The 14,293-nt window shown below is 53.4% G+C and carries 10 protein-coding genes; 5 read left to right on the top strand and 5 right to left on the bottom strand.

Annotation, left to right across the window (positions count from 1 at the left end):
• Window positions 1-169: 169 nt before the first annotated feature.
• Window positions 170-2,845 carry an Rne/Rng family ribonuclease gene (locus DG177_RS05550; protein ID WP_108810578.1) on the bottom strand — a complete coding sequence of 892 codons (2,676 nt, stop codon included), beginning with the start codon at window positions 2,843-2,845 and terminating at the stop codon, window positions 170-172.
• A 533-nt stretch (window positions 2,846-3,378) separates the two neighbouring features.
• On the opposite strand from DG177_RS05550, the gene DG177_RS05545 reads away from it, so the two are divergent.
• The 5 genes from DG177_RS05545 (at window position 3,379) to DG177_RS05525 (ending at window position 10,567) form a co-directional block, all read left to right on the top strand.
• Window positions 3,379-4,626, top strand: a complete 1,248-nt coding sequence (locus DG177_RS05545) for an N-acetylmuramoyl-L-alanine amidase (protein ID WP_108810577.1) — start codon at window positions 3,379-3,381, stop codon at window positions 4,624-4,626.
• Window positions 4,627-4,756: 130 nt separating this feature from the next.
• Entirely contained in the window at window positions 4,757-7,294 is a 2,538-nt protein-coding gene (locus DG177_RS05540; RefSeq protein WP_108810576.1) for a PBP1A family penicillin-binding protein, read from the top strand.
• A gap of 243 nt (window positions 7,295-7,537) precedes the next feature.
• Entirely contained in the window at window positions 7,538-8,323 is a 786-nt protein-coding gene (locus DG177_RS05535; protein WP_108810575.1) for an outer membrane beta-barrel protein, read from the top strand.
• Window positions 8,324-8,447: 124 nt separating this feature from the next.
• A complete protein-coding gene (lepA, locus tag DG177_RS05530) occupies window positions 8,448-10,253 on the top strand; it encodes a translation elongation factor 4 (protein ID WP_108810574.1) in 1,806 nt (601 codons plus the stop codon).
• Between the two features lie 98 nt (window positions 10,254-10,351).
• On the top strand, window positions 10,352-10,567 hold the full coding sequence (locus tag DG177_RS05525) for a hypothetical protein (protein WP_108810573.1): 216 nt from the start codon (window positions 10,352-10,354) through the stop codon (window positions 10,565-10,567).
• Window positions 10,568-10,677: 110 nt separating this feature from the next.
• On the opposite strand, the gene DG177_RS05520 is transcribed toward DG177_RS05525, so the two are convergent.
• The 4 genes from DG177_RS05520 to DG177_RS05505 all read right to left on the bottom strand — a co-directional run bounded on the left by DG177_RS05520 (window position 10,678) and on the right by DG177_RS05505 (window position 14,191).
• Window positions 10,678-11,454: a class I SAM-dependent methyltransferase gene (locus tag DG177_RS05520; RefSeq protein WP_443216407.1), complete on the bottom strand. Its 777-nt coding sequence runs from the start codon at window positions 11,452-11,454 to the stop codon at window positions 10,678-10,680.
• A gap of 163 nt (window positions 11,455-11,617) precedes the next feature.
• Window positions 11,618-12,181, bottom strand: coding sequence for a DUF7282 domain-containing protein (locus DG177_RS05515; RefSeq protein ID WP_337658542.1), 564 nt, complete (start codon window positions 12,179-12,181; stop codon window positions 11,618-11,620).
• A gap of 120 nt (window positions 12,182-12,301) precedes the next feature.
• Window positions 12,302-12,952: an SOS response-associated peptidase family protein gene (locus DG177_RS05510; protein ID WP_108810571.1), complete on the bottom strand. Its 651-nt coding sequence runs from the start codon at window positions 12,950-12,952 to the stop codon at window positions 12,302-12,304.
• A gap of 363 nt (window positions 12,953-13,315) precedes the next feature.
• Complete coding sequence (locus DG177_RS05505; protein ID WP_108810570.1) at window positions 13,316-14,191, bottom strand: OmpA family protein; 876 nt, start codon at window positions 14,189-14,191, stop codon at window positions 13,316-13,318.
• Window positions 14,192-14,293 lie beyond the last annotated feature (102 nt).

The raw sequence follows: 14,293 nt of genomic DNA, 5'->3' as shown, positions 1-14,293 counted from the left end.
TCCTCTGGATGAAGGTCTGGCAATATCGAATGCTATTAGCATAATCAGACTGAACCTGCGATGAAATCTGTCTATTCCTCCGTCAGCATTCATCTACCCGCGTTGCGAATATCTGGCAGTATCAAAGGAGGAGCGCCCCTGTTCGCGCAAGGGCGCTCCCGTTATTCTATCAACCGAAGGTCCGTTGCCACCATCCGCCCCGTGGGGCTTCGGTTTTTTCAGACACGGTTTCGTTTGCTGCGTCATCATCTGCCTTTTTAGCAGCAGACTTCTTGGCCGTTGTTTTCTTGGCCGCTGGTTTTGCAGCAGATTTTTTTGCCGGTTTCTCTGTCGCATCGGCACTATCGGCATCAGCTTTCTTCGCCCTTGAGCGCGGTGCCTTTTTCGCTGCCGGTTTCGCCGCCTTTGCCTCACCGGCTGTGTCATCCGATGCCTCTGAGGGCTCGGCTGCTGCTTTTGCTTTTCGCGGAGCGCGCCGCCGTTTCGGCTTTTCCTCTGCATCGGCTGCAGCGGTTTCGTCGTCCGCACCTTTATCTGATGCAGGAGCATCAGCCTTCTTGCGCGACCGGCTGGCCCTTTTTGGCTTCTCTTCAGGTTTGGAAGCTTCCTCAGTGGCGGTTTCGGTGCCTTCCTCGGCCGCTACCGGGTCGTCCTTAGCTTTGCGAGTGCGCCCGCCACGAGACCGGCGCGCCTTTGGCTTCTCGCCTTCGTCACTCTTGTCAGCCGCATCCTCTCCACTGTTATCTTGTGGTGCGTCTGTAGCTGCTTTCTCGGTATTCTCGCCATCCTTGCTTTCCGCTCGGTCGCCTCCGCGTCCGCGCCGTCCGCGCCGTCTGCGCCGTTTGCGTGGACGGTTTTCGGCTTCGTCATCCTGCTCGGCTGCATCGATGATCTCGTCTTCATCCTCATCGACTATGGGTTCGAACTTGGGCACATTTTTGGGCGCTCCGCCGGAACCCTTGACTTCCATGCGTGCGCCTTCGATTTCGCCATCGGGCGTAATCTGAACCGATACGCCATAGCGTTTCTCGATATCGTCAATCTCATGCCGTTTACTGTTCAACACGTAGATTGTTGCTTCCTGGCTTGCAGTGAGCGTAATTTCTTTTGCTTTGCCTTTGGCCGCTTCTTCCTCGATCAACCGCAGGGCTGAAAGCGCAGAAGAAGAAGCTGTGCGGACGAGACCGGTTCCTTCACAATGCGGGCAAACTTTGGTTGATGCTTCCAGCACGCCGGTGCGCAAGCGCTGGCGGCTCATCTCGAGCAGTCCAAAGCTGGAAATCCGACCGACCTGAATGCGTGCGCGGTCGTTTTTCAACGCATCGCGCATGGCCCGTTCGACTTTGCGAATATTTCCATGACGGTCCATGTCGATAAAATCGATAACCACCAGACCAGCCATATCGCGCAAGCGCAATTGGCGGGCTATTTCTGCAGCGGCTTCCAGATTGGTCTTGACCGCGGTGGCCTCAATACCATGTTCCCGCGTGGAACGGCCGGAGTTGATATCGATGGAGACCAAAGCTTCGGTCGGATTGATGACCAGATAACCGCCGGATTTCAGCTGAACCTCGGGCTGATACATCGCCGAGAGCTGATCTTCCACGCCATAACGCTGGAAGAGCGACACGGGATCGGCATAGCTTTTGACCCGCCGGCTATGGCTTGGCATCAGCAATTTCATGAAACTTTTGGCCGCAGCATAACCGTCTGCGCCTTCAACAAGAACCTCCTCGATCTCGCGGTTGTAGATATCGCGAATGGCCCGTTTTATGAGATCGCTGTCACTGTGGATCAATTTGGGTGCCACTGCACCCAGGGTGTTTTCCCGAACCTCGTCCCATAGCCGGGCGAGATAGTCAAAATCGCGCTTGATCTCGGGTTTGGTGCGGGACAGTCCTGCTGTTCTAACAATACAACCCATGGTGTTGGGCAGTTTCAGGTCAGCGATAATCGATTTCAGTCGTTTGCGATCACCGGCATTGTTGATCTTACGGCTGATGCCACCGCCATGGGAGGTATTTGGCATAAGCACGCAATAGCGTCCGGCGAGGCTCAGATAGGTGGTGAGAGCAGCGCCTTTGTTGCCGCGCTCTTCCTTGACGACCTGCACCAGCACAACTTGACGGCGCTGAATAACGTCCTGAATCTTGTAGCGCTTGCGTAGCGCCATCCGCTTTTGCCGGGCCTGGTCGCTGGCTTTGGCTATATTTTTGCCGCCACGGCCACCGCGTCCACGGTTCCGGCCCTTGCCGCGCCGGTTTCGACCTTTTGTTTCCTTTTCGCCATCGCTGTCGTCAGAGCTGCCTTCACTCTCGGCTTCTTCTGCGTTGTCATCATCGTCAGAATCGTCGTCGCCATCTTCATCATTTGCGTCATCATTGGCTTCTTCTGCCGGGACTTCACCCTCAGTCACATCAATCGTGTCGACGCTCTCGTCTTTTTCCACTTCAACCAGAGCCGTATCGAGCTCTTCGGTGGCTTCGCTGCGCACCATGTCTGCGGGTGCGTCCTCTTCCTCTTCTTCTTTCGCGCGCAGAGCTGCTTCTTCAGCGGCATGCTCTGCTTCTTCGGCGAGCAAACGTTCGCGATCTTCTTTTGGTATCTGGTAATAGTCGGGATGAATTTCGCTAAAGGCCAAGAACCCGTGACGGTTGCCACCATAATCAACAAAAGCCGCTTGTAGCGAGGGTTCCACTCGCGTTACTTTTGCTAGATAAATATTGCCTTTTAGCTGTTTATGTTCCGAAGATTCAAAATCGAATTCCTCAATTTTGTTCCCTTTTACGACCGCCACCCGGGTTTCTTCCTGGTGGCGCGCGTCGATTAACATGCGCGTTGTCATTCAATATACTCCTGGCATGGTGCGGCGGGAATGCTCCCGGCCGGGCCATGCAATATAAAAGGGACGACGTCTTCTTGCGCGCTGCCAAAACAGGGGGAGCGGGCGGCGTCATCCGGTTAAATTCAAATATCTCTGAAAAAAATGTGTCTGCGACAAATGCATGGCCCGGGCCGTTAGCCAGGGTCTTTCCGTCCATAGAAACGCTTCCCTGTGGAAGAGTTCCGGAGCCGGAGATGTCATGCCTCATGTCGCTTCAACCTGTATATACTGGATAAATACCAGCTCTATTTGTGCCGTTTTCATCATTTTCGTCACAGCACGAGAAGAGTGCTAGCACCGCAATCACAAATCGGCAACACAAACTATCACCGCAATGGACCGTCACGGTTTTCGCGCGATGAAACTGGATTCAGCCTAATCCAAACATGGTAAATTTCCTGTTAACCATCTCAATTTACGGGAGATTACGCTTATATGCTTAAGAGGGTCTTTACCGCGTTCTGTGGTGAAAAACCTTAGGTGATACAGCTGATATGAGATTTGACTGGACCAATATGGCAGGTGCATTGCATAAGGCCGCCATGCCGTTCGCTGCCATTTTAGCATCCTCTCTGTTGACGTTAAATCCGGCAAATGCCGGCTCGGTCAGTCGTATTGATACCAGTGATGGTCAAATTACTGTCTCTTTTGATGGTCTGGTTGAGGGCGCATCAGCTTTTTCTCTGATCGGCCCGAACCGTATTGCGGTTGATATCAAGGGCGGTAAGACCGGTGGACGCAGGGGTCGTGCAACCGGCATGATTAAATCCGTACGGCAAGGTCAATATGACCAGAATACAGCGCGTATCGTCTTTGACCTGGCCGGTCCGGCGGTGATAACCGATGGTGCCTTTGCTGCTGACGGCAAGAGCCTGAAGCTGCGTCTGCAATCGGTTGGCGGCGCTGCCATCAATAGAGGGCGTAAATCCTTCCTCCCGCCAGTGCAGTTTCGTGCCGAGCCACCCAAAAACACTTATAGTGTGAAAGTGCCGCTCGGTAAGCCTCAGGATGAGGTGGAGTTACCGAAAATCGAAGGTCCCGACGATGATAGCCGACCGTTGGTCGTTATCGACGCTGGTCATGGCGGACATGATCCCGGTGCCATATCGCCGCATGGCAGCCAGCGGGAAAAAAATATCACCCTCGCAATTTCACGTGCGGTCCGCGATCAATTGGTGGCCAGCGGACGGGTGCGTGTGGCGATGACCCGTGATACCGACAAATATCTGGTGCTCGAAGAGCGTTACGGCATAGCCCGGCGCCTGGATGCCGATCTGTTCATCTCAATCCACGCTGATGCCGCAGGTAATGAATCCGCTGCCGGAGCAACCGTTTATACCCTGTCAGAGGTAGCATCTGACCGGGAAGCTGCAAAACTTGCGGCGAGGGAAAACAGATCAAACATCATCAATGGTGTCAATCTGGGCGGTGCCAATCGCGATGTATCGTCTATTCTCATCGATCTCACTCAGCGGGAGACGATGAACGTGTCCGCCGATTTTGCCAAGCTGCTGATCCGCGAAGGACAGCGAATGATAAAATTCCGGACAAATCCGCATCGGTTTGCGTCGCTGGTGGTGCTGAAAGCGCCCGATACGCCGTCTGTTCTATTTGAAAGCGGTTATCTGACCAACAAGGAAGATGTCGAGTTGCTGAGCTCTCGCGCAGGACAATCCAAGGTCGCAATCGGTATTGCCAATGCGATTGAGGCCCATTTCGCCCGTAAGCTGGCACAGCGCTAATCGTGCAACCAAACTTTGCGCCTATGTGCAGGTGCAATTTTATCTATGTTTCTCGGTCATGCTAAAGCGATTCTATTTTTCGTCGATATTATCTGGAAAATGCCTCTGATAGTGCTAGATAGCGCAGGATATGGTCGAAAATACACCCGATAACTCAGGCGCTGAAGCCTCGGAAAGCCTCGCTTACAAACTGGAGCGTAACACTGGCGGCTTTATCAGCTGGGTTGAAAAGCTGTGGCAAAAGCGCTTGTTCCGGCTGTTTCTCGCTTTTGTCGCGCTTTGTCTTTTGGGCTGGCTGATGATCTGGGTCATTTTTGCGCGTGACTTGCCCGATGCGAAAACGCTGCAGCAATATGAGCCGCCTCTGCCGACCATGGTTCGGGCTTATGATGGCGAACCCGTGCACAGCTATGCGCGCGAACGGCGCGTGCAACTTGAATTTGCGGAATATCCTGCGCTGCTGGTGCGGGCGTATCTTGCGGCAGAAGATCGGACATTCTTTGAACATGGCGGCCTTGACTATCCCGGCATTGCAACCGCGATCGTCACCAATATTTCCAACAGCGGTCGTCCGGTAGGCGCATCGACAATCACACAGCAAGTTGCCAAGAATCTGTTGCTCACCAACGAGGTCTCCTATCGCCGAAAAGTGCGCGAAGCGTTGCTCGCCTATCGTATCGAGGAAGTGCTGACCAAGCAGGAGATTCTGGAACTATATCTCAATCAGATATTTCTCGGCCGTAATGCCTATGGCGTGCAAGCTGCGGCGCAAGCTTATTTTGGCAAGGATGTTGATGAACTGGCGCTTCATGAAATGGCCTATCTGGCGATCCTGCCTAAAGGGCCGTCTAACTACCGCCCGGAAAATAACGAACAGCGGGCCGTGAACCGCCGTGACTGGGCCTTGGGCCGGATGCTGGACAATGACTGGATCACCCAGGAACAGCATGACCGTGCAGTGGCTCAGCCATTGGGAGCGATCCGGTCTCGCGGGGCCCGGTTCCAGCGTGTCGGCGGCTATTTTATTGAAGAAGTTCGTCGCCAGCTGATCGAGCAATTTGGCGAGAATGAGGAGGCAGGCCCCTATAGCGTTTATTCCGGGGGCTTATGGGTGCGCACATCGCTTAACCCTGAATTGCAGGAATATACCAAAGATGCTCTGCGCACCGGATTGTTGCGCTACAGTCGCGGCAAGGCCTGGAGCGGACCGATAAACAAAATCGAGATGGATGATAAATGGGCTCAGCGACTGGCCTCGACTTTCATCAATACCGATTATGCCGACTGGCGGATCGCCGTGGCCTTGCAGCGTCAGGGCAATGGTGCCGAAATCGGGTTTACCGATGGTACGACCGGTCGTCTGGCTAGCGCACCGAGGAAACTGGCTGCCGGAGATATTATTGCGGTTAGTCCAACCGGCAGCAGCTATACGTTGCGCAACGTGCCCAAAGTATCGGGCGGCATGGTTGTCCAAAATCCACGCAACGGACGGATTTGGGCAATGCAGGGCGGCTTTGATGATCGGATGAGCTCATTTAACCGGGCAACTCAGGCCGAGCGCCAACCAGGATCGACAATCAAACCGTTCGTTTATGCCACTGCGCTTGATCAGGGCATGACACCGGCAACCATCATTGTCGACAGTCCTTTCTGTGTTTATCAATCTGCCGCACTTGGCCGCAAATGTTTCCGGAATTTCGGCGGTTCGCGCGGAGCTGGCGAACAAACGCTGCGCTGGGGTGTCGAACAGTCTCGCAACCTGATGACTGTCCGAGCCGCCAATGATGCCGGGATGGACAATGTCGTCGAAACCATCAAGACAATGGGAATTGGTGACTATAAACCATATCTCGCTTTTGCGCTCGGTGCCGGGGACACAACGGTTGAAAAACTGACCAATGCCTATTCCATGCTGGTCAACCATGGACGGGAATTGAACCCGACCGTGATTGATTTTGTCCAGGATCGCCAAGGAAAGGTGATTTTTCGCGCAGACAAGCGGATATGCGAAGATTGCAACCAGGATGACTGGGATGGGGAAACGATGCCGCGCCCAAGACCGGCAGGCAAACAACTGATGGACCCGATGACCGCTTACCAGATGGTCAATATACTTGAAGGCGTTATAACGCGCGGCACAGCGCAAAATCTGAAGAGTCTGAACCGGCCACTTTTCGGTAAGACCGGAACGGCAAGTGGCCCAACCAATGTTTGGTTTGTCGGCGGATCACCGGACATGGTTGCCGGAGTATATATGGGCTTTGACCAACCAGCCAATATGGGTGGTTACGCCCAGGGCGGCACGCTGGCAGCTCCTATTTTCAAGGAATTTGCCCAGAAGGCCATGGCTGGCATGCCTAAAACACCTTTTGTCGCCCCGCGCGGTGTCCGTATGGTCCGGGTAGACCGCAAAAGCGGCAAGCGGGTTTTCGGCGGCTGGCCCTCCGATGATCCGAGATCAGCGGTAATCTGGGATGTGTTCAAACCGGAAACCGAGCCACGGCGCTCGATCCGCAAGGAGGAATTGCTCGCTCGTCTGGAAGCAAAAAAGGCCCAGATCCGGGCAGCGAAACTTGCTGCGCGTAATCGTGACGGAGATAATGGGCGTGGCAACAGGCCTGCGCAGAACGATAATGATTTCCTTCAGGATGAAGGCGGAATCTACTAAAAATTCCGCTGCGGGCTTTGGTAGCCTATTTCGCGAAGTCATATGGATTGCGCCGAGGCAGTCGCTTTTGCGACGGCAGTCAAGTGATGTAAGTTAGTCACAATTTCCAACATTTCGCCATGAAATGGCAGAAATACACCAGTTTTTTGCGACGAACCGAAGCTTGAACATATTGAAAAGGGCTAGCGCGTCCCCAACTCTGTTCGCAGCGGGGCAACACCGAACAGGGGTTTGGAGTTGAATATGCGTAGTTCGTATAAACTATTTGCAGTCCTTGCCGCAGGAACGTCTCTTGCGTTCAGTGGTGCCGCTCATGCCGGAGAGCCTTATGTAGGTGCATCGGCAGGGCTTAACTTACCAAGTGATTCAAAAAATCGAGGAGAATTTGAAGGCGATGTAGCGGCGACAGCCGACTTTGATGCCATTGCAGCCGGTACCGATCTCGATTGGACCACTGAACTGAATAATGGCCTCGACCTCAATTTACTGGCTGGCTACCGTTTTGATAATGGTTTTCGGTTTGAATTGCAGGGCTTCTACAATGAATCCAGCGTGGATTTGCATCGTGATTTAGCGGTTGGCGGAACTGTGATTGATGGCGTGGACTCAGCGGTTTTGACTCGTGGTGCGGCCGATCCGGCCAATCCGACGGTTGGAGCGGTTTTGAGTACCGACGATGGACAGATCAAAAACTATGGTCTGTTTGCCAACGCTTTCTATGATTTCCAGATCAGTGAAACTCTTGTGCCATATGTTGGCGCTGGCGTTGGTTTTACCAGACAGGATGTCGAATATGCACCATCCGGAATCGACGTTGTAGATGATAAGACAACCCGTTTCGCCTATCAGGGCATGGCTGGTATCACCTACAGGTTAAGCCCGTCCTTCGAGCTTTTCGGTCAGTATACCTACCGTGCCACGGATCGCGGTGACTATGACGTTGATCTGTTGCCCGCGACATTGGGCGTGAAAAGCGAACAATCCTTGTTCAACGTTGGCTTCCGCATTCCCCTTGGTGGAGGCAACTAGTCTCGGGTGATATCACTCCGATAATATAGAAATATGCGCGCCGTCTGAACGACTATGTCCAGGCGGCGCGTATTTTACGCGTTTCCCTGCTGACAGCGGTGAAAACCCCTGCTATCGGCGCGCTATGACAGAACGTTCCCATATTCGTAATTTCTCGATCATCGCGCATATTGACCATGGCAAATCCACACTGGCGGATCGCCTGATCCAATATACCGGCGGTTTGACCGAACGCGAGATGAGCGAGCAGGTGCTCGACAATATGGATATCGAACGGGAACGCGGTATCACTATCAAAGCCCAGACAGTGCGGCTGAGTTACACAGCGAAAAATGGCGAGGCCTACGAACTCAACTTGATGGACACACCAGGCCATGTCGACTTTGCTTATGAAGTGTCACGCAGCCTGGCTGCCTGCGAAGGTGCGCTGCTGGTCGTCGATGCGGCGCAGGGCGTAGAAGCGCAGACGCTCGCCAACGTGTATCAGTCAATCGAACATGATCACGAGATCGTGCCTGTGCTGAACAAGGTTGATCTGCCTGCAGCGGAACCGGAAAGGGTTCGTACCGAGATTGAAGAGATTATCGGCCTCGATGCATCCGAAGCGGTTCTGGCCTCGGCCAAGTCGGGCATTGGTATTGAAGACATATTGGAACAGATCGTCGAGAAGATACCGGCGCCCGGAGGGGATCGCGATAAGCCGTTGAAAGCTATGTTGGTGGACAGCTGGTATGATCCTTATCTCGGCGTTGTCATTCTGGTTCGGGTTATTGACGGTGTGCTGACCAAAGGGCAGCGGATCAAGTTCATGGCCCAGGGCACCGAACATCTGGTTGATCGTGTCGGTTGCATGCGGCCAAAGATCGAGCAATTGCCAGAACTGGCGGCCGGTGAAATCGGTTTTATCACTGCGCAGATCAAGGAAGTGTCCCAGACCGCGGTTGGCGATACGATCACCACCGTCAAAGGCGGAGCGGCAGAAGCATTACCAGGATTCAAGGAAGTGCAATCCGTTGTGTTCTGCGGCCTCTTCCCGGTTGATGCGGCGGATTTTGAAAAGCTGCGGGAAAGTATCAGCAAATTGCGTCTGAATGATGCAAGCTTCACCTTTGAGATGGAAACCAGTGCTGCGTTGGGGCAGGGGTTTCGCTGCGGATTTCTGGGCTTGCTGCACCTGGAGATTATTCAGGAACGTCTGACCCGCGAATATGATCTGGACCTGATCACGACAGCGCCGTCTGTCGTTTATCGGATGGTGATGAACGACGGCTCGGAGCAGTTTCTCCATAATCCCGCCGATATGCCGGATGTCGTAAAGATATCCAATATCGACGAACCATGGATTGAAGCAACAATTTACTGCCCGGACGAGTATCTTGGCGGTATCCTGAAACTCTGTCAGGATCGTCGTGGTGTGCAGAAGAACCTGACCTATGTTGGGGATCGCGCTCAGGTTGTTTATGAGTTGCCGCTCAATGAGGTTGTGTTCGATTTTTATGACCGGTTGAAGAGCATTTCTCGTGGCTATGCGAGTTTCGATTATCATCAGGTTGGCCTGCGGACAGGCGATCTCGTCAAGATGAACATATTGGTGAACGGCGATCCGGTCGATGCGCTCAGCATGATTGTTCACCGGGATGCGGCGGAATCACGTGGCCGGCATATGTGCGAAAGGCTCAAGGACCTGATCCCGCGTCATTTGTTCAAGATTCCGGTACAGGCGGCCATTGGTGGTAAGGTCATCGCGCGCGAAACTATTGCAGCGATGCGCAAAGACGTGACCGCCAAATGCTATGGCGGTGATATCAGCCGAAAGAAGAAACTGCTCGACAAGCAGAAAAAGGGCAAGGCCAAGATGCGCGAATATGGCAATGTCAGCATTCCACAGGAAGCCTTTATCGCTGCCCTGAAAATGGGTGATGAAAACTAAGTAAAACCTCGTAAAAATTGTCTTAACAGGTTTTTAGAACCAGCTGATTTCATGTATAAACTTTAGCAGTGGGTCGCACCACAAGGCTGGGGCAAGGCATGCTAACACTGTTTGAATCGAGGGACCGGCGTATAAAAGATGCGCAGGAGGTTAAGCGATTACACACGAAATATGGCGACGAATTGGTCACTGTGCTGAAAGAGCGCAGCCGCGATCGCTCAATGAAAGATCGTGACCGGCGCCACTGGAAGCGGATCCTGCGCAAGGCGCGCAGTTACAACCCGCAGACAGGAAATGGCACTGCCATCCACTAGGATGATCGTCACAGGCGATCTGGGAAAAGAAAGGCGAAACGGCGCCGCCCTCGATAAAGCCTACGCAAAGTGGCTCCTACAGCGCAAATCGTCTTTTGGATCGGGTCTGATTACTGTTCTAATTCGCAAGGTTTAATTTTACCCGGCAAGGGCGCCTTGCCTAACGGCCGGAAGCGCGCGAAATAGCCGCCCAGTTCCGGGCGCTCCATATATCCGATCAGCTGATAGCCGACGGCTTCAAACTCGCAAAATAACTGTTTCGGCCGGATGCCATGCTGCGAAAAGGGCCGGTCGACATCGACCACAATGACTTCACCACCATCATAGCTACCACCATTCTGATCCTCGCGAATGGCGGGACGAAGACGTGAGAGAAATGCATAAGGTTCGCGAACCTCGTGATACATGTGGACCAGAAACACACGGTCAAAGCTATTCTCTGGCAAGCGCGGATCATCGGGCGCGCCCAGCTTAATCGAGACATTATCAAGCGTATCGCGAGCAACCCGATCGGCCAGTCGTTTAATTGCTTCCTCATCGATATCCTGCGCCAATACCCGGCCATCTTCGCCGACTCGATCAGCCAGTCTTACGGTGTAATAACCTTCGCCTGCACCAATGTCGGCAACGGTCATACCGGGCTTCAGTCCGGCCGCTGCCATTATTTCTTCTGCCTCCCCAACTTTGTCACGCGCTGTTTCGGTTGACCATTGATTGCCCGCCAGATCAGAAACGGGCCGTGATGCCGGAGGATAGGCACGGGCTGTTTCTGGTCGATCAGCATCGACATCAGGTACGCGCTTGCAACCAGCAAGCGGAGAAGTAACCATCAACGCGGCGAACGCGATCAACGGCAAGGCAGACTGGTGCGGCTTGAAAATACTCATGAAGCGACAATTAGGCGCTGAGGACGACCGGGGCAATGGTGTTAATGGGGCCGGGATCGGTTTGCTCTGATGGTAGGATATGCTGTGGGGTTTTGCATCGGATGCAGAAGCGGACAACGCCTGTTAAAGCCAGCGACCAAATCCAAAAGGATGAATGGGTCCCCTACTCGGGCAGGCTGATCATATGGGCGATCATGCGATTGCCTTCAAAAACGGCAGTATCTTCAACATTAATTCCATCTTCAACGAAAACAAAGTCAAATACGCGGTCTTGATCAACATCACCGTGCAGCATGACCAAAAACTTGTCCCCGGCACTAGCAGGATGCTGTATCTGGACTTTTACGTTCTCGCTCTGGCCTTGATTCAAATATGCGAAGCCGGAAACGATATCGCCGTCGGGCCGTCCATCGATAACCGGGTGAAGGACAAGCCAACCCGCCTTTTCGATCATCACTTCAGGGAAGGTGATAGCGGTCGTGTTTGCGCGCAAGGTCGATACGTTCGTTCCATCGACGCGGACTTCTGAAACGACCGTTTCTTCGTTCTGGCGGCTTAAGCCTTTCACCTGGATCGCGTTGGCCGTGCCATTGCCCATTGTAATTTGTGATCTTTGGGGTGTTTCCTGCGCCGATGCAGTTCCGGATAAAATTGCCAATGATATAGCAAAAGAAAGTGTGCGCGTGATATGCATGACCAGAACCTCTTCGTTGTATCTCAGGCGCATGCTGTGCCTGCTGGAACTGGTTTTTATAATTGGTTTCATAAACAACACAATAGCCAGCCAGAAAGATGCAGGTTGGTTGATTCTTCCGCACTGAAAAGCCGGCGCCACTCCACCGATCACTCACACCGGCTTCAGAAGCTCAGGATGATTGTTCCTGACATTACCTACATCGTTGGACACGGGCACTGCTTCAATCTCGCCAGCATAGGGTTTTAACATGGCTCCCGCTTCGCTCCACTGGCCCGCCAACCAGGTCTGTACCTGGTCAGGTTCCAAAATTGCTGGCAAGCGATTGTGGATGGGCGCAAAGGACTGCGTCGCATCGGTGGTCACAACGGTATAGGTCGTGGTTTCCAATACTGGATTATCGGCCCAAAGACCGGCCAGAATCATCGGTTTCCCGTCGCTGCGCTGAACCTTGTGGGCCTGCTTTTGCTTGCCATCACGCTTCCACTCGTAAAAGCCGGATACCAGAACAGCACAGCGACATGATTTGAGAAGGTTTCTGAAGGATGGCTTTTCTTTCAGTGTTTCTGACCGGGCATTGGTCATGGCGTAGGATCGCTTGGTATCTTTGGCCCAAGTCGGAATCAGACCCCATTGCATGGGCTTCAAAGACGCGCGTCCGCTTTCCCAGACACAGACGGGCATGATATGGGTTGGCGCGATATTATAATTGGGTTGCAGATTGGATGTCGGCTGGATGATGCTGAGCATCTCGCGATATTCTGCCCACGTCAGTTCTTCGCTCGCATATTTGCGCCCACACATAATGCCCCCCGACAGATTATGTCTGTTCGCATAACCATGTTTGACATTATCAGCCAATAGAAAATGGTGGGACCGTGCGTCGCTGGTCAGTTCTGATCGGACTGTTGCGATGGGCTATGGTTTTGGGAGCTGTGGACTTAGATAATCGGATGTGTCCGATCGGGGCAGGGCAGCCCTTGTCGGGGATACCCAATATATTGGTCGAGAATTAAAAGATAAATGGGATGGGCAGCTGCTTTCGCACATGCTGCCCATCCCATTTCATGTTTTAGTGGACGCGGTCGCGTTTGAAATCAGGTCAAACCTGGTGGGGTGTTCCTGACCGCAATACTCGGAGCGGGCAGAGCGCCCACCCCGCGCGGGTCACAGGCCCTCAACACTCTTGCTGACCATGATGTTCACGGCAACGCGGCGGTTCTGCGCCTTGCCTTCTCTGGTCGTATTATCCGCCATTGGGTCTGCTTCGGCCATTCCGGTCGGTGTCAACATGCGATAGGGTTTCCAACCGCAGGCTTGCTGAATATGATTGACGACGCGGCCCGCTCGCCTTTCGCTGAGGACCTGATTATACTCCTGGCTTCCGACGGAATCGGTATAGCCAACAACCAGCAACAGGGCATTTTCCATCGATTCAGCCTGTGCTGCCGTTTGGCAAAGCTCTTGCTCGGCCTGCTGAGTCAGTCTCCACTTGCCGGTATCGAAGTACACATTTGTCGTGCCTCTGATATTATACTTGTCGATATCACCAACGCGGCCGCGCAGTGCTTCGGTCGCAGCCGTTTGCTCTGCAAAGCCTTGGGCCGTGCCGTTGCGGATCATGCTGGCGGTCTTGAGATCGTTATTACGAAGACTGATTCTGCTCGCTACCAGGCCTTCTCCCCATTGTACGGTTTTGACCGTAACGGGCAGGCCGTTAAGCAGTGAATCGGTTCCAAGTTTGCTACGACCGAGGCCCAGAAAGCCCTTGCTTGCTTTGATTTCGGTAGCTTCAGCAACGATGACTGCGGTGTTGGAGCCGTCGTCGCTCGTGACTTGCATCCGGTCTGCTTTACGCGCGGAAATAAAGCCTTGGACATCTGGTCCTTCAGGAAGTCCTGACAGGTCAGCCGGAGGCAAGCCGGTTACGGTAATGTCGACTTCATCCTGGTCTTGCATCTGCGCATAAACACCGCTCGGTGCCAATATTGCAACCGTGGCAAGAAGAAAGGTGATTCTTGTACTTTTGGTAATATTTTTCATTGGTCTGCTCCTTCAAATTATCGAGCCAGCGGTGCGGATTTCGTGGCTTTCTTCCGACCACCCGTGTGGCGTATCGGGCAGCTTCAATCCCCTTCATCTCGC

Origin of the sequence: Sphingorhabdus sp. Alg231-15, assembly GCF_900149705.1 — a bacterium.
Taxonomy (GTDB): Bacteria; Pseudomonadota; Alphaproteobacteria; order Sphingomonadales; family Sphingomonadaceae; genus Parasphingorhabdus.
The sequence above is the reverse complement of the archived record's forward strand: the minus strand, read 5'-3'. Positions and strand labels throughout refer to the sequence as shown.